This window comes from Aquitalea sp. FG25 (assembly GCF_057809375.1).
Genome location: NZ_JBMDJV010000013.1, coordinates 1 through 21318 on the forward strand (window position 1 = coordinate 1; position 21318 = coordinate 21318).

The 21318-nt window shown below is 60.0% G+C and carries 22 protein-coding genes; 13 read left to right on the forward strand and 9 right to left on the reverse strand.

The window, feature by feature from the left end:
• The first annotated feature begins 234 nt into the window (after positions 1-234).
• Complete coding sequence (locus ACODR9_RS12810; RefSeq protein WP_488809713.1) at positions 235-909, forward strand: BRO-N domain-containing protein; 675 nt, start codon at positions 235-237, stop codon at positions 907-909.
• A gap of 62 nt (positions 910-971) precedes the next feature.
• Here ACODR9_RS12810 and ACODR9_RS12815 read toward each other — a convergent pair whose 3' ends face one another.
• The 6 genes from ACODR9_RS12815 to hda all read right to left on the reverse strand — a co-directional run bounded on the left by ACODR9_RS12815 (position 972) and on the right by hda (position 5543).
• Positions 972-1406, reverse strand: a complete 435-nt coding sequence (locus ACODR9_RS12815) for a hypothetical protein (RefSeq protein ID WP_488809714.1) — start codon at positions 1404-1406, stop codon at positions 972-974.
• A complete protein-coding gene (locus tag ACODR9_RS12820; RefSeq protein ID WP_488809715.1) occupies positions 1403-2344 on the reverse strand; it encodes a Nudix family hydrolase in 942 nt (313 codons plus the stop codon). The genes ACODR9_RS12815 and ACODR9_RS12820 overlap by 4 nt, the downstream gene beginning before the upstream one ends.
• 17 nt (positions 2345-2361) lie before the next feature.
• Positions 2362-3243 (reverse strand): DMT family transporter, encoded by an 882-nt coding sequence (locus tag ACODR9_RS12825; RefSeq protein ID WP_488809716.1) that lies wholly within the window; start codon positions 3241-3243, stop codon positions 2362-2364.
• Complete coding sequence (locus ACODR9_RS12830) at positions 3240-4118, reverse strand: ATP-binding protein (RefSeq protein ID WP_488809718.1); 879 nt, start codon at positions 4116-4118, stop codon at positions 3240-3242. The genes ACODR9_RS12825 and ACODR9_RS12830 overlap by 4 nt, the downstream gene beginning before the upstream one ends.
• 64 nt (positions 4119-4182) lie before the next feature.
• Positions 4183-4869, reverse strand: coding sequence for a histidinol-phosphatase (locus ACODR9_RS12835; protein WP_488809719.1), 687 nt, complete (start codon positions 4867-4869; stop codon positions 4183-4185).
• Positions 4866-5543, reverse strand: coding sequence for a DnaA regulatory inactivator Hda (gene hda / locus ACODR9_RS12840; RefSeq protein ID WP_103524711.1), 678 nt, complete (start codon positions 5541-5543; stop codon positions 4866-4868). The genes ACODR9_RS12835 and hda overlap by 4 nt, the downstream gene beginning before the upstream one ends.
• Before the next feature lie 325 nt (positions 5544-5868).
• Between hda and purM the strand changes: the two genes are divergently transcribed.
• From purM to ACODR9_RS12895, 11 genes are all read left to right on the forward strand, one after another.
• The gene (gene purM / locus ACODR9_RS12845; protein WP_488809720.1) at positions 5869-6906 is read left to right on the forward strand and encodes a phosphoribosylformylglycinamidine cyclo-ligase; all 1038 of its coding nucleotides are present in this window, start codon (positions 5869-5871) and stop codon (positions 6904-6906) included.
• A 94-nt stretch (positions 6907-7000) separates the two neighbouring features.
• Complete coding sequence (gene purN / locus ACODR9_RS12850; protein ID WP_488809722.1) at positions 7001-7630, forward strand: phosphoribosylglycinamide formyltransferase; 630 nt, start codon at positions 7001-7003, stop codon at positions 7628-7630.
• A 12-nt stretch (positions 7631-7642) separates the two neighbouring features.
• A complete protein-coding gene (locus ACODR9_RS12855; RefSeq protein ID WP_488809724.1) occupies positions 7643-8809 on the forward strand; it encodes a DUF3108 domain-containing protein in 1167 nt (388 codons plus the stop codon).
• Positions 8810-8814: 5 nt separating this feature from the next.
• A complete protein-coding gene (locus ACODR9_RS12860; RefSeq protein WP_488809867.1) occupies positions 8815-10068 on the forward strand; it encodes an RsmB/NOP family class I SAM-dependent RNA methyltransferase in 1254 nt (417 codons plus the stop codon).
• 104 nt (positions 10069-10172) lie between these two features.
• A complete protein-coding gene (locus ACODR9_RS12865) occupies positions 10173-11531 on the forward strand; it encodes a chloride channel protein (protein ID WP_488809725.1) in 1359 nt (452 codons plus the stop codon).
• A 94-nt stretch (positions 11532-11625) separates the two neighbouring features.
• The gene (gene grxD / locus ACODR9_RS12870; RefSeq protein WP_488809726.1) at positions 11626-11937 is read left to right on the forward strand and encodes a Grx4 family monothiol glutaredoxin; all 312 of its coding nucleotides are present in this window, start codon (positions 11626-11628) and stop codon (positions 11935-11937) included.
• A 163-nt stretch (positions 11938-12100) separates the two neighbouring features.
• Entirely contained in the window at positions 12101-12946 is an 846-nt protein-coding gene (locus ACODR9_RS12875; protein ID WP_488809727.1) for an EAL domain-containing protein, read from the forward strand.
• A complete protein-coding gene (locus tag ACODR9_RS12880) occupies positions 12919-13080 on the forward strand; it encodes a hypothetical protein (protein ID WP_488809728.1) in 162 nt (53 codons plus the stop codon). The genes ACODR9_RS12875 and ACODR9_RS12880 overlap by 28 nt, the downstream gene beginning before the upstream one ends.
• Positions 13077-13709: a uracil phosphoribosyltransferase gene (upp, locus tag ACODR9_RS12885; RefSeq protein WP_045847282.1), complete on the forward strand. Its 633-nt coding sequence runs from the start codon at positions 13077-13079 to the stop codon at positions 13707-13709. Before ACODR9_RS12880 ends, upp begins: the two co-directional genes overlap by 4 nt.
• A gap of 100 nt (positions 13710-13809) precedes the next feature.
• On the forward strand, positions 13810-14451 hold the full coding sequence (locus tag ACODR9_RS12890) for a hypothetical protein (RefSeq protein ID WP_488809729.1): 642 nt from the start codon (positions 13810-13812) through the stop codon (positions 14449-14451).
• 51 nt (positions 14452-14502) lie between these two features.
• Complete coding sequence (locus ACODR9_RS12895) at positions 14503-15747, forward strand: uracil-xanthine permease family protein (RefSeq protein WP_488809731.1); 1245 nt, start codon at positions 14503-14505, stop codon at positions 15745-15747.
• Positions 15748-16175: 428 nt separating this feature from the next.
• On the opposite strand, the gene ACODR9_RS12900 is transcribed toward ACODR9_RS12895, so the two are convergent.
• From ACODR9_RS12900 to ACODR9_RS12910, 3 genes are all read right to left on the reverse strand, one after another.
• Positions 16176-16694 carry a GNAT family N-acetyltransferase gene (locus ACODR9_RS12900; RefSeq protein WP_488809732.1) on the reverse strand — a complete coding sequence of 173 codons (519 nt, stop codon included), beginning with the start codon at positions 16692-16694 and terminating at the stop codon, positions 16176-16178.
• The gene (locus ACODR9_RS12905) at positions 16691-17203 is read right to left on the reverse strand and encodes a GNAT family N-acetyltransferase (protein ID WP_488809733.1); all 513 of its coding nucleotides are present in this window, start codon (positions 17201-17203) and stop codon (positions 16691-16693) included. The genes ACODR9_RS12900 and ACODR9_RS12905 overlap by 4 nt, the downstream gene beginning before the upstream one ends.
• Before the next feature lie 146 nt (positions 17204-17349).
• The gene (locus tag ACODR9_RS12910) at positions 17350-20178 is read right to left on the reverse strand and encodes an FAD-binding and (Fe-S)-binding domain-containing protein (RefSeq protein WP_488809734.1); all 2829 of its coding nucleotides are present in this window, start codon (positions 20176-20178) and stop codon (positions 17350-17352) included.
• Positions 20179-20389: 211 nt separating this feature from the next.
• Here ACODR9_RS12910 and ACODR9_RS12915 point away from each other — a divergent pair, with 211 nt between their 5' ends.
• Entirely contained in the window at positions 20390-20944 is a 555-nt protein-coding gene (locus ACODR9_RS12915; RefSeq protein ID WP_488809736.1) for a hydrolase, read from the forward strand.
• The last annotated feature ends 374 nt before the right edge of the window (positions 20945-21318 follow it).

The following is a 21318-nucleotide window of genomic DNA, read 5'->3' on the forward strand; positions in this document are numbered from 1 at the left end:
GAGAAGCAATATTTCCAACGGCTCAAGAGTGTCTAGAGAAGCCGGGGCGATTCACCCATCAGTTTCGTCACTGTCCATTTTTGCGGACAATATCAAGCTTATGGCCGGGTAGCGTGCAGTCATACAACACTTGGGCAACCGGGAAAATCTGCAGGCCGTCTTCGAGCGGTGTTGAAGTACCTGGCCACCCTCTCAACAAGGGTGACTTTCAACGCACTCGAAGGAACCCGCTTCATGACAACCCAAACCACCTCCCAACATCCCCCTCCCCTGTGCTTCCACTACCACGGCAAACCCCTGCACGTACTGCGCCATGACGGCCAATGGTTGCTGTATAGCGACGATGTACTCGCAGTCATCGGCCAAAGACTGGGGCGACGCATGCAGCAATTGCTGAGCGCAGACACCAGCACCGACATTCATCCGGATGCAGAAAACGCGACAGCATGCTGGCCCGCGCAAGCCTTGCTGCGCGCCTTGCGCCGTAGCGGCAAGCCATTGGCACAGCAGTTGCGGAACTGGCTGTCCCACCACTTGCTGCCCGCACTGGCGCAGTTGCCACCGACTGCGCCGCAATGGGAGCAGGCCTTGGCATTGGCGGCGGAGGCCGGGGTGCAGGTGAGCCATGCCGTGTTGCAGGCGGTGTTGACGCAGGATATGCGCTGGCGGCATTCCCACTGGTTGCTGACGCTGGATTACACGCCGGACAACCGGCTGCGCCACGCCCATGGCCGGTTATTGGGGCTGAACAGCAAGGTGACGCCCTTACAGGCGCTGGCGCAACAAATTGCCATGCCACAGGGGCTGTCGGTGGATAACGGGGAGTTGTTGCGCTTGGCGGCGGCGTGTCATGAGCACTTGCACAGCTGTCTGTCGCGTCAGGTGCTACGGACTGCTGCGCCAGCCTGAGCGGTGACCGGCTGACAAAAAAGGCGCCTGGTGGCGCCTTGTTACCTTGACCGGTGCCAGCGCTATTGCGTCTGGAATGGCAGGCTGTAAGCCCTGTCGCCCAGATGCAAGGTTGCAATCCAGTGGCGGCTGCCACTTGCACACACCGGCAGGGTGATACGTGCTTGCCAGTTGGCCCCATCCGCCACAAAGCGGTAGCGATTGAAGCCCATGTCCATATCTGCCATGGAAAACTCCACGCTGGGTTCGCTGGCACTAACGCCCTCCAGCCGCATGACAAAGGGCTTGCCATTCTGCGGGGGAGTGACAAAGTGCAAACTGCCGCCATCCGGCAGGCTGCACGCAGCCTGTGTGACATTGCAGGCCAGCGCAACAGGTGCTGCGGTTTGCTGTTTGTGCTGCAGATACCACCACACCAGCCCGCCTTTGAGCGCAGCCAGCAGCAGCAGGGCCACGCCGATCAGCAGCAGCTTTTTCTGTTTGAGATTCATCGTCATTGCCATGCTCCCCGCATCAGCGCCACGCCGTGGGCTCCTTGCTGACGGGCGCAGTCCACATCCTGCTGTTTCAGGCCGCCCAGGGCATACACCGGTAGCGGGATGCCATCAGCCAATACCGCCGCAAAGCCCGCCCAGCCCAGCGGCGTGACGCCGGGGTGGCTGGCCGTGGGCTGGACATGGCCCAGCAAGGCGTAATCCAGGCCCTGCTCACCAGCCAGTTGCAGCTCGGCAGCGCTGTGTACCGACGCCCCTACCCAGGCAAAATCCGGCCGCTGCTGCAGATGCCGCAAACGCGGGCCATTCAGATGCACGCCATCCACCGGCCAGCCGGCCAGCCAGTCCGGGTCGGCATTCACCACTACCTTGCCGCCACGCGCATGCACGATGGCAGCCACCTCGGCAACAAATGCCTGTAACTGCGAGCGGTCCATATCCGGTTCGCGCACTTGCACCAGCCCGTATGCCGGGCCATCAGCCAGCGCCTGCAACTGCGCAGCCACACCGATTTCATGCGCACAGGTGATGGCATATAGCGCGGGCAGTTGCAGAGATTTGAGAATCGGGCCATTGGCGGGCAGCATGGGCTCGACGCTGGTCTGGCCCGGTGCTTGCCAGGCAAACTGCTGACTCTCCTGCGGCTGCGGCTCACCCTGCCAATCCCACACCCGGAAGAAACGCAGCAGTACCGAAGCGTGTTCGTAATGATGCACCCGGGTCAGCCAGGGCGTGGCATGGGTTACCGTAATGGCCATTTCTTCTTGCAGCTCGCGCACCAGCGCCTGCATGGCGCTTTCGCCCGGTTCCACCTTGCCACCGGGAAATTCCCAGTAACCGGCATAAGGCTTGCCTTCGGGCCGGCTGCCCAGCATGAAGCTGCCGTCCAGACGCATCAGCGCACCGGCCACCACTTCGATGATTTTCTTGTCGGAATGCATGATTGTTGTTGTCTGCCTTAATGTTTCTCTCGGGCTACCACTACACCGCTGGCAATGATGAGTGCACCGCCCAGCCAGGTGGTGATGCCGGGCAATTCACCAAAAAACAGATAGCCCAACCCTGCCGCCCACAACAGGATGCTGTATTCCAGCGGGGCCACTGCTGACAGCTGCACATAACGCAGCGACAGGGCGTTGACGAAATTGGCCAGCCCGCCGCTCAGGCCCAGCAATAGCAGCACCAGCCAATCACCCCAGCCGGGCAGCTGCCAGTCACTGCCTGCGGTCAGGGCGCTGACCAGCAGCATGATCAATGTCCCCAGCATGGCAATGGTGGCCGGGCTGTCGGTGGCCGACAGCTGCCGCGTCAGCAGCGAGGCCAGTGCATAAGACAAGGCCGAGCCCACCGCCAGCAGGCTGTACATATTGAACTGCAGGCCGGACCAGCCACACACCACCAGCACCCCCAGCAAACCGAGTGCCACCGCCAGCCATTGCCGTCGCCCCACTTTTTCGCCCAGCCACACCAGGCTGAGCAGCAGCATGAACACCGGATTGGACAGGGTGATCACCGTTACCGTAGCCAAGGGCAAATGGCGCAAGGCAATAAAGAAAGTGACGATGGTAACCAGCACCACCAGGCCGCGCAGCAGATGCCGCCACGGATGGGCCGTAGCCAGCAGCCGGGCCGGTGCACTGCTGTGGTGCAGCCCCAATACCAGCAGGATGGGCAGGGCAAACAGCGAGCGGAAGAAGATGATCTCCCCCACCGGATAGCCATGGGTCAGCCACTTGGCGCTGGCATCCATCACCGCCAGCAAAAAAATGGCCAGGCTGTACAGCAGAATGCCGCGCGCCTTGTGCTGCGGCGGCATGGCCGTGGTAGCAGCCACGCTCACTTGCCCAACTCCGCCTTGCGTTCCTTGGCACTGCGCCCGGCCCAGTCGTTGGCAAACTGCCAGGCCACGCGGCCAGAACGGCTGGCACGCAGCTGGCTCCATTGCAATGCCGCGCGTTCGGCCTCTTTGTCCATGGGCAGGGAAAAGTGCTCCAGCCAGGTTTGGACGGCGGCGAGGTAAGCGTCCTGATCAAAGGGATAAAACGACAGCCACAGGCCGAAGCGATCGGACAGCGACACCTTCTCCTCGATGGCTTCGCCCGGATGGATTTCGCCATCACTGACCCAGCCTTCACGGTTTTCGCTGTGTTTTTCCGGCATCAGGTGGCGGCGGTTAGAGGTGGCATACACCAGCATGTTTTCTGCCCGCCGCGCCAGGCCGCCATCCAGCGCCGTCTTCAGCGCCTTGTAGGCATCGTCGCCATCTTCAAACGACAGGTCATCGCAAAACAGGATAAAGCGCTCCTTGCGTCCGGCCACCAGCGCCATGATCTGGGCCAGATCGGACAGATGATCCTTGTCCACCTCGATAATGCGCAGGCCCTTGTCGGCAAACTCAGGCAGCAGGGCCTTCACCAGCGAGGATTTGCCGGTGCCGCGCGCGCCGGTCAGCAGCACATTATTGGCAGGCTTGCCTTTGACAAACTGGCGGGTATTGCGCACCAAGAGCTTGAGCTGATTGTCGATATGGGTCAGCCGTGCCAGCGGCAGGGTATGTGGTTCGGATACGCTTTCCAGCCAGCCGGCCATGCCCTGACGCCGCCAACGGTAGGCCGGGGCGCTCCAGTCCGGCTCGGGCCGGGCCGGTGGCAGCAAGGGTTCCAGACGGGACAGCAGCGCTTCGGCGCGGGCCAGGAATGCTTGCAGTTGCTCCATATCATCTCTCCATACAAAAACAGTCTGGCCGTAGCCAGACTGTCTGAACTATTGATGAGCTATTTCAGCCGCGCAGGCTGATGATGGGCCAGCCCTGCGCGGTGGCATGCTGGCGCAGAGTGTCGTCCGGGTCCACCGCTACCGGATTGCTGACAATGGACAAGAGCGGCAGGTCGTTGTGCGAATCACTGTAGAAAAAGCTGCGACCGAAGCTGGCCAGCGTCTGGCTGCGCTCTGCCAGCCACATTTCCAGCCGGATGATCTTGCCGGCCTGGAAGCTGGGTACGCCGGTGTGCTTGCCGGTGTAGCGGCCATCGGCGGTCTGTTCCAGGTCGATGGCGATCAGGTGTTCGTCATCCACGCCCAGTTCAGCGGCGATGGGGCCGGTGATGAAGCGGTTGGTGGCGGTGATGATGAGGATTTCATCGCCCTGCGCCCGGTGCAGGTTCAGCAAGTCGCGCGCAGCTTGCGGAATGATGGGGCGGATATGCTCATCCATATAAGCAGCATGCAGCGCTGCCAGTTCCGCGTTGTCGTAACGGGTGAGCGGCTCCAGCGCAAATTCCAGATATTCGCCGATATTCAGCGTACCGGCCTTGTACTGTTCGTAGAAATGATTATTGCGGTGGTCGTAGTAAGCCTGGTCGACAATGCCGCGCTTGATCAGGAAACGCGGCCATTCGAAATCGGAGTCGCCGATCAGCAGGGTATTGTCCAGGTCGAACAGGGCCAGATTGCGTGCTTGGGTCATGTGTCGGAAGAACTCGCGGTTTGCAAAACGTTTTTCACCAGCGGCACGGTGATCGGGCGGCGCAACGCCAGCGAATAGCGGTCCAGCATGTCCAGCATGCCGATCAGGCTGGACAGGTCGCGCCGCCAGTGGGTAAGCAGATAACGGAACACATCGTCGGCAATGGCCAGCTGGCGGTTGGCGGCATGGGTGCGCAGTGCGGCCAGCTTGTCGTCATCGGACAGGGCTTTTACCTCCAGCACCAGTCCCCAGCCCAGGCGAGTGCGCAGATCGTCACGCACCGCTGCGGCCATCGGCGGCTTGCGCCCGGCCATCAGCAAGCGGCCCTCGCCACTTTCCTTCAGCGAGTTATAAAAGGAGAACAGGGTGATCTGGTCGTCCGGGGCCAGGTCGTCAACGTGGTCCACCGCAATGAAGCTGGCTTCGCGGGCAAAGTCCGGCAGATGCTCGTTCTGGCCATCCAGATAAATGGAGGCGCGCCCCAGCCGCTCGGCATGGGCAATCCAGGCTTGCAACAGATGCGTCTTGCCGCTGCCGGGTTCACCCCACAGATAAATGAAGCGCTCGCCATCCTCCGCCGTGAGGGCGGTAATCACCTCGCGGTTGCGCTGGGCCAGGAAATTGTCGAAAGCCGGCAGCGGAGTGGGGGTCAGATCTAGTACTAGCTGGTCCAAGAGTAAGGTCGTGTGGGCCGGTTGAAGTCAGACTGCGATTTTACGCTGAGATGCCCGCTTGGCGAAACCGCTGCATGGTATTTGTTTAGTGCTTATTGTTGTATAAAATCGCCAACCGCCCCCGCCAGAGCACAGGCGCGCCAACCGTCTGCGGCCATGCCCGCATGCATTTTGCCGCCCATCCCTACCCGCTTGTGCCGCTTTCTGACCGACAGATGCAAACTAAGCGCAGCTTTCCCCAGGAAATTCAGTTAAAATACAGTGCTTTCGCATCAGCGAAAGCTTGACGTGAAAATACTTCAAGTTAGCAGAAAGCGAGTTTACCTTGAGCACCCAGTCCCTCAGTTACCGTGATGCAGGCGTGGATATCGACGCCGGCGACGCGCTCGTCGAAAACATCAAGCCCTATGCCAAGCGCACCATGCGCCCGGAAGTTCTCGGTGGTATCGGCGGTTTCGGCGCACTGGTGGAAATTTCCAAAAAGTACAAAGAGCCCGTCCTGGTATCCGGCACCGATGGCGTGGGCACCAAGCTGAAACTCGCCTTTGACTGGAATCGCCACGACACCGTCGGTATCGATCTGGTGGCCATGAGCGTGAACGACATCCTGGTTCAGGGTGCCGAGCCGCTGTTCTTCCTGGATTACTTTGCCTGCGGCAAGCTGGATGTACCGCAAGCCACCGACGTCATCAAAGGCATTGCCGCCGGTTGCGAACAAGCCGGTTGTGCACTGATCGGCGGCGAAACCGCCGAAATGCCGGGCATGTATCCGGTGGGCGAATACGATCTGGCCGGCTTTGCGGTTGGCGTAGTGGAAAAAAGCCAAGTGATCACTGGCCGTACCATCGTTCCGGGTGACGTGGTGTTGGGCCTGGGTTCCAACGGTGTGCATTCCAATGGCTACAGCCTGGTTCGCAAGATCATCGACCGCGCCCAGCCGGATCTGGACGCCGCTTTTGATGGCGACAAGAGCCTGCGCGATGCCGTGATTGCCCCGACCCGCATTTACGTGAAACCGCTGCTCAAGCTGATGCAAACCCTGCCGGTAAAAGGCATGGCCCACATCACCGGCGGCGGCATCACGGAAAACACCCCGCGCGTCCTGCCGGACAATGTGGTTGCCCAGCTGGATGCTGGCAGCTGGGAACTGCCCAAGCTGTTCCAGTGGCTGCAAAAAGAAGGCAATGTGGACAGCCAGGAAATGTACCGCACCTTCAACTGTGGCATCGGCATGGTGGTGATTGTGGCCGAAGAGCATGTGGCTGCTGCCACTGCCCTGCTGCAGCAGGAAGGCGAAACCGTACATCGCCTGGGCACGGTGCGCGCCCGCAACGGTGACGAACACCAGACCCAGATTTCCTGAGTCCGGCAGTGACACCAAACGGCGCCGCTAGCACTGCTGGCGGCGCTTGTTTTTTTACCGGCAAGCATTGTGGTTGCCGCAGACATGTTGACCCATGAAGAATATCGTCATCCTGATTTCCGGCCGTGGCTCCAATATGCAGGCCATTGTCGACGCCAATATCGCGGGCGCGCGTATTGCCGCCGTGCTGTCCAATCGCCCGGACGCCGCTGGCCTGGCCTGGGCTGCCGAGCGTGGCATTGCCACAGCCGTGGTGGACCACAAGGCCTATGCCAGCCGTGAAGCATTTGATGCACAGCTGGCGCAAGTGATAGACGGCTATCAACCCGATCTGGTCGTGCTGGCTGGTTTCATGCGCATCCTGACGGCAGACTTCACCCGCCGCTACGAAGGCCGCATGCTGAATATCCACCCCTCGCTGCTGCCTGCGTTTCCCGGCCTGCACACTCATGCACGGGCGCTGGAAATGGGCTGCAAGGTGGCGGGCTGCACCGTGCACTTTGTCACCGCCGAGCTGGATCACGGCCCCATCGTGTCGCAAGGTGTGGTCAGCCTGCTGGAAAATGACACGCCGGACAGCGTGGCCGCACGGGTACTGCAACTGGAACACCAGCTTTACCCGGCTGCCGTGCGCCGCTTTGTGGCCGATGAACTGAGCATTGTCGATGGCCGGGTTGCCTCGCCGACACAACCGGCCAGCAGCCTGATGGCACCGGCACCATAAGCCGTCATCGGCATGAAAAAACCGCTGCGGGTCTTTGTGCTCGCCCTACTGGCCTCTATCCTGGTGCATCTGGCCATGCTGGGCTCCGGCCTGCTGCCCGATGCCGTCATCGAACTGCCGCCGGATCAGGCGCTACGCAAGATCGACGTCAAGATGCAGGCACTGGCGCTGGAAGCCCAGCAAGCACCCGCAGTACCGACTGCCCGACTGCTACCGCTTGGCCCTGCTGCAGGCTCGGTGTCGCATCATCCGGCAGCGAAAAAGCGCAAGCCCAAACGCGATACCTCCGGCCCGCTGGCCAAGGCGGCGCCGGCAGCGGACAAACAGGCAGACAATCCGTCAGCGGTGGCAGATGCCAGCCAGCCAGTGACGGAAACCGACAAAACCGCAGCCGCCAGTGCAAGCACGGCGGAAGATGCTGCGGCAAAACTGGAAAAACAGGCCAAGGCAGAAGCCGCCAGCACGCCGGTGACCAGCAGTACCGACAAACCAGCCGGTTATCTGTACCCGGTCAGTTCGCTGCACCGTTTTCCGGCACGGGCCAAGCTTGGCTACCAGACCTTCTATAATGGTGCGATGGTGGGCGGCGGCGGTCTGGATTGGCAACACGATGGCCACCACTACACGCTGGAGATTCGCTTCAACCCGGTTATCGGCGGGAATCGGCGCTATGTTTCGCAAGGGCAGTTAAACCAGCACGGCCTGCAACCGGACAGCCTGCAAGCCTGGGTAGGTCAAGAAGCCAAGGAGTCTGCCCGTTTTGACCATGCAGCCGGTGTGTTGCACTTTGGTGATCAGGGCGACAAGGAAGTAGCACTGCGGGCAGGCGCACAGGATGTATTCAGTCTGGCTTTGCAGTTGGGCCTGAAGGGCGGCCAGCTGGGGAGTGCCCCGCTACAGATCACCACCGGGAAAAAGGTCTACGACTATCCGATGACCCCCAGTGGTGAAACCGATTATGACACCGGCTCCGGCAAGATCCGGGTGATTGTATTCCGCGCCAAGGGCGAGGATGACATCACCGAATTCTGGCTGGCTCCGGATTTCTCCAACCTGCCGGTGCGCATTTCGCGCATCGACAAAAGCAAGCGGGTAGAACTGCGCGCCGTGCTGATCAATGTTGACGGCACCGAGCAATGGCGCCTGCCCGCGCGCCCCATGACCCGGAATAACCGTTAATGAATATCAGCCATAGCCAACTGAAACATATCGAAACCGTCATCGGCCAGATGACCCGCTTCGACCGCCCGGCTGACGCCGTGCTGTCCGCCTACTTCCGTGAAAACGTGAAGCTGGGTTCCAACGACCGCCACCTGATTGCCGAAACCGCCTTTGGCTGTCTGCGCCGCCTGATCCAGTTCCGCGCCCTCATCGCCCCGGAAAAAGCCACCCCGCGCCGTCTGGCCATGGTGGCGCTGATGCGTCTGCAAAAGCTCAACATCAAGGAAATGGCCGATTGCACCAGCGCTGGCGAACGCGAATGGCTGGGTGGCATCAAGGGCAAAACCCTAGAAGAAAATCTGTCGGTAGCCGCCGAGTTGCCAGAATGGGTGATCGAGCGGCTGGCAGAAAAAGACCCGAAAGACGTACTGGCACTGGGCCTGGGCCTGATGGAACCCGCCCCGCTCGACCTGCGCGTCAACACCATGAAGATGAAGCGCGACGAAGTTATCGACCGTCTGCGCGCTGACGGCATGCCGTGCGAGCCGACGCCCTATTCGCCCATCGGTATCCGCCTGCAGAGCAAGCCCGCGCTGACCAAATACGAGCTGTTCCAATCCGGTGCCATCGAGGTGCAGGACGAAGGCAGCCAGCTATTGGGCCTGATTACCGGCGCGCGCCGTGGTGAAATGGTGGTGGATTTCTGCGCCGGTGCCGGCGGCAAAACCCTGCTGCTGGGCGCACAAATGGCTTCCAGTGGTCGCCTGTACGCCTTTGACGTATCGGAAAAACGCCTGGCCAACCTCAAGCCGCGCCTGGCCCGCTCCGGCCTGTCCAATGTGCACCCGCAACTGCTGGCACATGAAAACGACAGCAAGGTAAAACGCCTGGCTGGCAAGGCTGATCGTGTACTGGTGGATGCCCCCTGCTCAGGCCTGGGTACCCTGCGTCGTAATCCGGATCTGAAATTCCGTCAAAACCCGGACAGCGTGGCCGAGCTTAACATCAAGCAAACCGCTATCCTGGCTTCCGCCGCCCGTCTGGTCAAAGTTGGTGGCCGCCTGGTGTATGCCACCTGCAGCCTGCTGCCGCAGGAAAACCGCGACATCGTGGAAGCCTTCCTGGCCGCGCATCCGGATTTCAGCCTGCTGCCCATGGATGAAGCACTGGCCGAACAGAAAATCCCGCTGCAAATCGGCGATTATCTGCAATTGAAGCCACATTTGCACAATTCTGACGGTTTCTTCGCTGCGGTTCTGGTCAGAAAAGGCCATTGACCTTATCATTGAGTATTAGCAAAGTCGAAAATACTGTTTAATCATGAATGATTTGCGTTTCGGCTTTGCTGCTCACTTGATAACCCCACGGAGTTTCCACCCCCATGTCCGACTCCAGAGTCGCCCGGCACCTGGGCCAGCACGGCCTGCGCGCCAGTCGCCGCCTGAGATACCTGTACCTGTCCATTGCATTGTGGCGGCGTCGGGCCCCAATCTGGATCGCCGCCATTCTCATTGGCCTGGTGGCTGCCGTGTTTGCCAATGGCAGCCATCTGTCACACGCGCTGTTCTACCAGATATACGACCAATCTCCGCTGTGGGCACTGCTGATTACCCCGGCCGGGCTGGGCTTGTCGGTGTGGCTGCTGCGCACCTTTTTTGAAGGCGCAGGCGGCGGCGGCATTCCCCAAACCATCATCGCCATGCAGCCGGGCATGCATGCCTTGCGTGCACGCATCCTTACCATGCGTGCAGCGGTGGGCAAGATGGTGCTGACGCTGATCGGTGTCAGCTGTGGTTCTACCATGGGCTATGAAGGCCCCATCGTGCAGGTGGGGGCAGCCATCAAGTATTCACTCAATCGCGAAGCCGCGTTGCGGCATGAAGGCGTGGCACGCAGCTTTATCCTGGCGGGCGCGGCAGCAGGCGTGGCCGCTGCGTTCAACACCCCGCTGGCAGGCATCGTGTTTGCCATTGAGGAAATGGGCCGCACCTTCGACCAGCGTGCCAGCTCCACCATCCTGCTGTCGGTGATTCTGGCGGGTATTACCGCCATTGCCGTGCTTGGCGATTACAACTATTTCGGTGTGGTATCGGTAGCGCTGGATCTGCGCGCCGGCTGGATGGCCATTCCGGTATGCGGCATTATCGGCGGCATCATCGGCGGGCTGACATCGCGCATCATCCTGGTGCTGGCCGAACGCCTGCCCGGCCCGCTGCATGGCTGGCGCAGCCACTATCCCATTTTGTTTGCCATTGGCTGCGGTTTGCTGCTGGCCGTCATCGGCATTGCCAGTGACGGCATCACGTTTGGCACCGGCTATTTCCGAGCCAAGGAAATCATCGAGGGTGGCGGCAGCAGCATGCAGGAATACGGCATTCTCAAGCTGGTTTCACTGGTGATCACCTATATCAGCGGCGCACCTGGCGGCATGTTCGCCCCCTCGCTGGCCGTGGGTGCCGGCTTTGGCCTCAACCTGTCGCTGCTGCTGCCCGCCCTGCCGCAGGCGGCCATGGTGCTGCTGGGCATGGTGGCATTTTTTTCTGGCATGACACGCGCCCCGATGACCGGTTTTGTCATCGTGATGGAAATGACATCTTCTTCTTCCACCATGATCATTCCGCTGATGGCCACGGCACTGATGGCGGCCAACGTATCGCGCTTCATGAACCGCCATGCCTTGTATGACGGCCAGGCCGAATTGTTTCTGCAGCAACTGCGCGCCCGTAATCAGGCAAATTGACCACGACGGCGCGCTTACGTACAATAACCCATCGATTCAGTCAAGTATTCAAGGGCCAGCCCGGTGCCGGCCCGTTCACAGCAAGGAATTCCCCATGGATACCCAGGAAATCATCAAACAGACCGTCACCGAAAATCCGGTTGTGCTGTTCATGAAAGGTACGGCCCAGTTTCCGCAGTGCGGCTTCTCTTCGCGTGCAGTGCAAATCCTGAAAGCCTGTGGCGTGGAAACCATCAAGACCGTTGACGTGCTGCAGGACGCGGAAATCCGCCAGGGCATCAAGGAGTTCTCCAACTGGCCGACTATCCCGCAACTGTATGTAAAGGGCGAGTTCATTGGTGGTTCGGACATCATGTACGAAATGTATCAGTCCGGCGAATTGCAGCAGGTGTTGGAAGGTCTGTAAGCAAAAGCTTCAAGACCTGTATGCAAAACCCGGCCTGGCCGGGTTTTTTTATGCGGCAAACGGGTGCCAGCATATCCACTTGGAATTAGCTGTCTTACAATTCACAGATAACAGACCACACTGGCGGCACCCTGCCCTTTCCCTTGCGGACCACACAGACGACATGACCTCCTCCCAGACAGACGGCTTTTTCGCACCTCCAGATCATCCAGCCAGCCCGCTGAGCGCGGATAACGGCACGGCCATGCCGATTGATGAAATCTGGAAGGCACTGGTCAATGACCAGCTGGTTCCGTATTTCCAGCCGATTGTCGATGTCCAGACGCGCCGCGTCGTTGGGGCCGAAGCGCTGGCGCGCTGGCGTCACCCGGCGCTGGGTGTGCTTTCTCCCATCACTTTTGTTCCGGTGATGGAAGAACGCGGCATGATTCGCGAGCTGACCGAACTGATTCTGGAAAAAACGCTGTACGCCTGCCGTGACTGGCTGGATCAGGGTTTTGAGTTGAATGTGTCGATCAACCTGTCTGCCCAGTTGCTGGCAGACCCGCAGCTGACAGGACACCTGAGCCAGAAAACCCGGCTGGCCGGACTTAAGCCTGCCAATCTGGCCCTGGAGTTCTCGGAAAACACTTTGCGTCAGCACTGGTCGGTGGCTGATGTGCAGCTGGCCACCCTGCGTCAGGCTGGCTTTGGCGTGATGGTGGATGAGTTCGGTATTGGCGTGGGCCTGACCGACAAGCTCAAATCCAACCATTTCAGCGGACTGAAAATCGACCGGGCCTTTGTCCATGGTGCCGGGGGCAACCAGCACCTGCGCGCCATATTGGGTGAGGCGCTGGCACTGGGCAAGGCTGAGGGCTTGCAGACCATTGGCATGGGGGTGGAGGATGCTGGCGATCTATCGGTGCTCAGCGAGCTGGGTTGCCAGTCGGTACAAGGCTATATCTGCTCTGCCCCACTGCCGGCCTCAGGGTTAATTCCATGGATTTCCAGCTGGGAAAAGCGGTAGAATACCGCCCCATACCTCATTCAAAGACCGGCCATGGCAACAAGGCCGGTTTCGCATATCTGAAACAAGCTGCCATTGCGGTTCACAAGACCGGCATCGGCAGCTTTTTCGCAAGGTTGGGAACAAAAAAATGAATATCCATGTAGTCAACCATCCGCTGGTACAGCACAAACTCGGCCTGCTGCGCGAGGGTGATATCAGCACCATGAAATTCCGCCAGCTCACGCAAGAGCTGGCCCGTCTCCTGGCTTATGAAGCCACACGCGACTTCGAACTGGAAGCCACCACCATCGACGGCTGGTGCGGCAAGATCGACGTACAGCAAATCAAGGGCAAAAAAGTCACGGTCGTTCCCATCCTGCGCGCGGGTATCGGCATGCTGGACGGTGTGCTTGATCTGGTCCCCTCGGCCAAAATCAGCGTAGTGGGCCTGGCCCGCAATGAAGAAACGCTGGAGCCGGTGTCCTATTTCGAAAAATTTGTCGACAGCCTGGACGAACGCATTGCCATCATCATCGACCCGATGCTGGCCACCGGCGGCTCCATGGTAGCCACCATCGAACTGCTCAAGCGCAAAGGCTGCAAGCAGATCAAGGCCGTGGTGATGGTCGCAGCGCCCGAAGGCGTGAAAGTGGTCAACGATGCGCATCCGGACGTGCAGCTGTACGCCGCCTCGCTGGACAGCCATCTGAATGAAAACGGCTACATCATTCCGGGACTGGGTGATGCCGGTGACAAGATTTTCGGCACCAAGCACATTTGAGTCCTGCCCATGCCAACAACACGCCGCTCACCTTCAATCGAAGTAGCGGCGTTTTTTGCAGGCGATGCCACCCCAGCCCCATGCACAAGGAAGGCTTACCGTGTTGAGTCCCCATCAGGCGATTGATCAGGATTTTCTGCTGCGCTTTCCCGACGGTCTGCAGGATGAAGCCTGGCTGGCGCTGGCCAGAAAACACCGCAGCGTGGACAGCGTCATCACCCTGTGTCAGCAAGGGCTGAGCGCAAAGACCATGCAGCAGGCGCTGGCAGACGGCCAGTATGCCGCCATCAGCGAAACCTGCCGCCAGATCATCGGCCGCAGCACCACGGTCAGCACCTTCGAAAAGATGGCCTTTCGCAACTATCTGGGCTTTCGCGATGTGCATGTGCCGTTTGTGCAGGCCTTGTACCGCCTGCTGCACCAGTTTGGCCCGGATAGTTTTTCCGACTTTGTCGAAGTGCTGCAGCTGTGTCGCAATGATGGCAATGCCAATCCGGCCAAGTGGCCGGTGGTGAGCTGCTTTTTGGCCTATAGCCAGCCCGATGTGCATGTGTGCATCAAGCCCACTACCGTCAAGAAAGTGGCGGCGCGGCTTGGCGTGGACATTGCTTATCGCCCGCTACCCAACTTTGATACCTACTCACGGGTACAGGCCATGGTGCAGGACTTCAGGCAACACAGCGTGCTGGCACGGGAGCAGAACAACATCATTGCCCAGGCCATCATGTATTGCACGGTCTGAGTCAGCGTCAGGCCGCATTATTAATTTCAACAAAAACAGGGAATTCCCATTATGTTCCAACACGTGAAGGTGGCCATCTCCGGCGCCCAGATCCTGTTTGTCGCCTTTGGCGCACTGGTTCTGGTTCCGCTGCTGACCGGCCTCAACCCTGCCATGGCCTTGCTCGGCGCAGGCATCGGCACCTTGCTGTTCCAGCTGTGTACCGGCCGTCAGGTGCCTATTTTTCTGGGCAGCTCGTTTGCCTTTATCGGCCCCATCATCTACTCCATCCATACTTGGGGTCAGGGTGCCACCATGTTCGGCCTGTTTGCCGCCGGTTTCATGTACTTCGTGTTTGCCGCCATCGTGCGCTGGCGCGGCATGGCCCTGATCAACAAGCTGCTGCCACCAGTGGTGATTGGCCCGGTGATCATGATCATCGGCCTGTCCGTGGCCACGGCCGCTTCCGGCATGGCCATGGGCCAGGCTGGCGGCAAGCAGATCATGCCGTATGAAACCTCTATGCTGCTGGCTGCCATTTCGCTGGCGACCACCATCATCGTGTCCATTTACGCCCGTGGCATGTTCAAGCTGGTGCCGATTCTGGCCGGTGTGACCGTAGGCTATATCGCCGCCGCCTTCATGGGCATGGTGGACTTTGCCAAGCTGGCCAACGCACCGTGGTTTGCCGCACCGGTCTTCCACAGCCCGGAAATCAACTGGTCTGCCGCCCTGTTTATGCTGCCGGTAGCCATTGCCCCGTCCATCGAGCACATCGGTGGCGTGATGGCCATTGGCGGCGTCACTGGCAAGGACTTCACCAAGACCCCCGGCCTGCATCGCACCCTGATGGGTGATGGCCTGGGCGTGTGCCTGGCTGGCCTGATCGGCGGCCCGCCGGTTACCACCTACGCTGAAGTCACCGGTGCGGTAATGATTACCCGCAACTTCAACCCGGTCACCATGACCTGGGCTGCGGTGTTTGCCATCTGCATGGCCTTCTTTGGCAAATTCAATGCCCTGCTGCAATCCATCCCCATGCCGGTAATGGGCGGCATCATGGTATTGCTGTTTGGCACCATCGCCTCCATTGGCCTGAAGACGCTGATTGAAGCCAAGGTAGACCTGATGGAACCGCGCAATCTGGTGATCATCTCGGTGGTGCTGACCGCCGGTATCGGTGGCCTGACCCTGAAACTGGGCGGGCTGGAACTGGCCGGGGTTGGCTTGTGCTCGATTCTGGCCATGGCGCTGAACCTGATTCTGCCCCAGTCCTCGGCCACTCATGACGGCATTATTGAAGGGCAGGACGTGTAAATAGCCAGTCCGTTCACAGTACAGACAAGGAAAAAGCGCAGCATGGCTGCGCTTTTTCTCTGGCTGCTGCCAGGTCATTGGGGATGATGGTACAGGACTCGGCCAAGCCGAGCCTGTCGATCAAGTTTTAAAATCCGCAGCCTTCCTATCTATTCCCGATCCCCTGCCCTTGCCCTGTAAGGGAGCAAAGCGCGAGCAATTTGCGCTTTTTCTTTATATTAATCAGATACGTCGCAATATTACCGCTTCATGTCCGAATGATGAAGGACAGCTTGCCGGGCAGATTGGATAATGTTGACACTCTGTTGAAGTTTCTTCAGGGCCTGCCATGCATCAGCAGGCCACTGCCGTCAGGGGCAGACAGCAAACTCCTTTGTTGTGTCATTGAAAACGCCATCTGTCGATGGCGTTATTTTTTTGTCCCTTGCTTACGCCGCGCCATGCAGTGGCGCAGGACGCAGCCGGGCCATCTTCAATACATCTTCATAGCGGCCCGCGCGTAAGGCGTAGGCACGTAGCCTGGCCTCTTCCACAAAGCCGTATTTGCGATACAGCGCCAGCGCGGCGGCATTATCAGCAAATACCGTCAGCTCTACCCGATGCAGCCCCAGCCAGTTATCAGCCAGATCCAGCAGCGCCAGCAACAAGGCAGAACCTACGCCCAGCCCTTGCCAATCACGCCGGACCGCCATGCCCAGGCTGGCACCATGCGCCAACCGTGGCACACTTTCCCGCCACAAAGAGCCATGCGCAATCACTTGGCCATCGGCGCTTTCCAGCAGCAAGGCATGATGCAGCGGATCCTGGCCGACCAGCCGCTGCTGCCACAATTGCACTGACGGATAAGGCAGCTGCAGCGTATTGCCATAACAGGAGGGATCGCTCATCAGAGCGCGTAATGCCGCCGCGTCAGCCGGGCCAGGTTTGCGAATGTGATACGAGCTCATGCCTGCCCTCCCGCCGGCCAATGCAGCCGTGCCATCACCACGCTGTCCACATAGCACCCGTCTTGCAGGATATCCTGCCGCACCACGCCCTCATGCTGGAAGCCAAAGCGCTCGTACAACGCGATAGCACGCTGGTTGTCCTGCTGGGCCATCAATTGCAGCCGGATCAGCCCCAGCCAGTTGTCGGACAGCTCCAGCAAGGCCTGCATCAGTGCGCACCCCACGCCCTGGCCCTGCCATTCGTCACGAACCACCAGGAATATGTCCGCCACATGGCGGCAACGCGCCTGCGACAGAATGGTGAGCCCGGCGCTGGCAATCACCTCGTCAGCAGCATCACAGGCCACCAGCCAGTGACAGGATGAGGACAGCTGTTGCAGCTTGTGCTGCCAGTCTGCTGCCGACTGATAAGGCTGCTGCGAGGTATGGCGCACCACGCCCGGAGCGGATTGCAGCTGTGCCATGGCAGCGGCGTCGTCCGGCTCGATACGGCGGATATGAAATGACATGCGGCAATGCTCCTGTAAGCCGGTCCGGACCAGATAGCATGACATCATTACAAATAGCATGGCTGTTTAACAAGCAGATTCGCCAGACAACAGCCCCGTTTCATTGCTGAAAACGGGGCTGTTGCTGTTGCCTGCCGCGCGTGCAGCTAGCGGCTGCGGCAGGCCTTGTCCACCAGATACATCAGGTTCTGGTAAGGAATGCCAGAATTGGCCGACAGGCCGATCTCGCAGGTAACGCTATTGGAGAAGCCGCTGCCGCAGTCCTTCACCTGGGCTTTGAGGCCGGTGAGCGCACTGCTGTTGAGTTCTGGATGGCTAAAGCCCTTGTCACCGGCAAAACCACAGCAGGTGATGCCCTGCGGTTCGATGACGCTGCTGCTACAGCGCTTGGCCAGCGCATTGAGCATGGCGGCCTGGCCGGTCTTGCGCATGGAGCACACCACATGCAGCGCCACGCTTTCCTGCTGCGGGGTGAACTGCAAATGCTCGGCGGCCACTTCGTGGACAAAACGGGTGACGTCATACACCTGCAGCCGTTTGTCCTGCAGCCCTTCCAGCATGCTGGCGGTACACACGCCATTGTCGACAATCACCGGCCAGCGGCCATTGTCACTGGCCTGCAGCAAGGCCGCTTCCAGCTCGGACAGCTTGCTGGCGGCCGCATCCACCGCGCCCTTGGACTTGAACGGCGTACCGCAGCACAGGCCGTCCATCTGCTGCGGGTAAAGAATCTCATAACCGGCCTTGCCCAGCACCGAAGCCACCACCTCATTCAGCGGGCGCTGATCCGGCTGCAGCTTGGCCGGAGCAAAGGTGCGGGTCAGGCAGGATGGCAGATACACCACCTTGCGCTCGCCACGTTTGCCGCTGTCCAGCCGCAGCTTGCTGGCGGCACGCGGGAAGTATGGCGTCCAGTACGGAATACGGCGCCCCACCACGCGGCGCAGGCTGCGCATCAGCAAACCGGTTGCGCTATTACCGGTCAGCGCCTGTACCGTCTGCAAGGCAAACAGGCCAAGACGCGCGCCTGCGGTAGCGGTGCCGTAGTTGCTGGCCAGGGTATTGGCCAGCGCCCTGCCGGTATCGCTCAGGTTTTGCTGCCGCAACTGGCTGGTGAGCGCACCGGTATTGATACCCACCGGGCAGGCGGATTCGCACAGGCCACAGGTGGTACAGGTTTCATCACCGGCAAACTGGTAGCTTTCACGCAGCGCATCCAACCGGGATTGGTCCTTGCCGCTTTGCTCCAGCGCTGCCATTTCACGGTTGGCCACAATGCGCTGGCGCGGGGTCAGGGTAATGGCGCGGCTGGGGCACATCACCTCGCAGAAACCACACTCGATGCACTTGTCGATCAGCGTATTGGCGCTGGGAATCGGCTTCAGGTTACGGATGTGCAGCAGCTTGTCGTGGGTGATGATCACATCCGGGTTGAGGATGCCATCCGGGTCGAACAGGGCTTTGAGTTCCTGCATGATCCGGTAGGCTGCCGGGCCCCACTCCATCTCGACAAACGGCGCCATATTGCGGCCGGTGCCATGCTCGGCCTTGACCGCACCTTCGTATTCCACTGCCACCAGCTTGCACACGTCCTCGATAAAGGCCTCGTAGCGCTTGATTTCGGCTTCGCCAGAGAAATTGGGCGTGAACACAAAGTGCAGATTACCTTCCAGCGCATGGCCGAAGATGATGGCTTCGTCGTAATGGTACTGGCGGAACAAGGCCTGCAGCTTGAGCGTGCCTTCGGCCAGATGTTCGATGGGGAATACCACGTCTTCGATGATGACGGTGGTTTCCGCCGCGCGCATCGCCCCCACACTGGGGAACATGCCCTTGCGGATATTCCACAGCCGGGTGTACTCCTCGGCCACATCGGTAAAACGGATGCCGGACAGATTGGGAATGGCGGCAATATAGCCGCAAATGGCGTTGATCTGCGCCGTCAGTGCCACCGCATCACGGGCACGGGTTTCGATCAGGATGGCGGCAGCCTCATCGCCCAGCGTTTTCAGTTCGGCAGGCACGCCGGCCTTGTTTTCCACCGAGCGCAGGCTGGCACGGTCCAGCAGCTCTGCCGAGGACACCACATCCTTGTGCTGCGCCAGCAGCTGGATGGCATCGCAAGCATCCTTGATGGTGGGGTAAAACACCAATGCCGAGGCCTTGTTGGGCAGCTCCTCCACCGTGTGGTAGGTCGCCTCCGAGACAAAGGCCAGCGTGCCTTCACTGCCCACGATCAAGTGCAACAGCATGTCCAGCGGATCAACAAAATCCACCAGCGCATTCAGGCTGTAGCCGGTGGTGTTTTTCATCTTGTACTTGCGGCGGATACGCGCTTCCAGCTCAGCATCGGCACGGATACGCGCGGCCAGCGCGCCCAGCCCGGCCAGCAGCCCTGCATGGGATTGGCGGAAAGCCGCCACGCTGGCGGCATCGGCGGTATCCAGCACCGTGCCGTCGGCCAGCACCAGCCGCAGGCTCTTGATGGTCTGGTAGGTGTTTTGTGCCGTACCACAGCACATGCCGCTGGAGTTGTTACTGACAATGCCGCCGATCATCGCCGAGTTGATGGTGGCCGGGTCGGGGCCAATTTTGCGGCCAAACGGCAGCAGCGCGGCATTGGCCGCCGCGCCGATTACCCCCGGTTGCAGGCGGATGGCGCGCCCTTCATCCAGTACCTGTAGTTCTTTCCAGCCATGATTGGCCACCACCAGAATGGAATCGCTCACCGCCTGGCCGGATAAAGAGGTACCGGCAGCGCGGAAAGTCACCGGCAATTTCAAGGCCGCAGCCTGGGCCAGCACTGCCTGTACCTCGGCTTCGTCATGGGTCTGGATGACGACTTTCGGCACCAGCCGGTAACAGGACGCATCCGTCCCGTAAGCCAGGGTGGACAGCGGATCTGTGAACACCCGCTTGGGGTCGATCACTTCGACAATGGCTTGTTGAAACAGCCGGTAAGCACCTTGCAGCATGAAGTCTCTCCACGGCGCAGACAGCGATTCTGTGTCGGCTTGCCACGCCAGGTTGCGCACGTCCCCCGCTTGCAGAACTGCAATGGCAGGTGGACGGTCCCAAGAATGTTGAAGCGGCATAGTGCCACATCTGGCTTTTTCGCCCATCAAGGGATTACCCTGTCAGCCAAAGGGCGTATGCCTTGTAAATGACAGAAAGGGAGACACAAACATGCTGATGCAGATCGATCAGGCCACCCTGCTGGTGGTGGATATCCAGGACAAACTGCTACCGGCGGTGGATCAGGCCGACAGCATGTTGGCAGCCAGCCGGTGGATGGTGGGTGTGGCTCACGATACCGGCCTGCCGGTGGTGTTTTCCGAACAATACCCACGCGGCCTGGGCCATACCGAAGCCAGCCTGCTGGCCACGGCCCCCCAGGCCACGGTGGTGGAGAAGCTGCACTTTTCCTGCGTAGCCGCCGACTGCCTGCCAGACAGCCTGCTGGCACGCAAACAGGTGATTGTGTGCGGCATGGAAACCCATGTCTGTGTATTGCAGACCGTGCTGCAATTACTGGCTCAGGGCAAGCAGGTATTCGTGGTGGCCGATGCCGTGGCCAGCCGCCGCGATAGCGACAAGCAACTGGGCTTACAGCGCATGCAGGCAGCCGGTGCGGTGTTGGTCAGTCGGGAAATGGTGCTGTTTGAAATGCTGGGCGTGGCCGGTAGCGAGCTGTTCAAGACGCTGAGCCGAAAATACCTGATGGGGGTGCAGCCGGGTTGAATCCCGCCTGCACTCAAGCGAGGGTGGTCGTCTGGCCGAAGAGTGGTCTCTTCGGCCAGACCGGCCGGTGGCGGCTTTGCCGCTCTGGTTTCTCCTTTGCAGACTGGCGCAGGACGGTGATTACAAGAAAGAGCAGGTAATCACCCGTCGCCAGCTACTGCTGCACATATTAGCAATAACCATGCCTAAAATAGCAAGCTATTGATAATAAATACAATCAACTCCTATCCGCAGCAGCCACAGCCATCCGGTTACGCCCATTCACCCGCCAATCGTCACAAAATGCACCATAAAAGTGCACTCCCTGACCATCCTGGCGCAAGCCAGGCAGCAACAAACCTTGCCTTGCCATCCTGTGCTAGCATCCTCAGCTG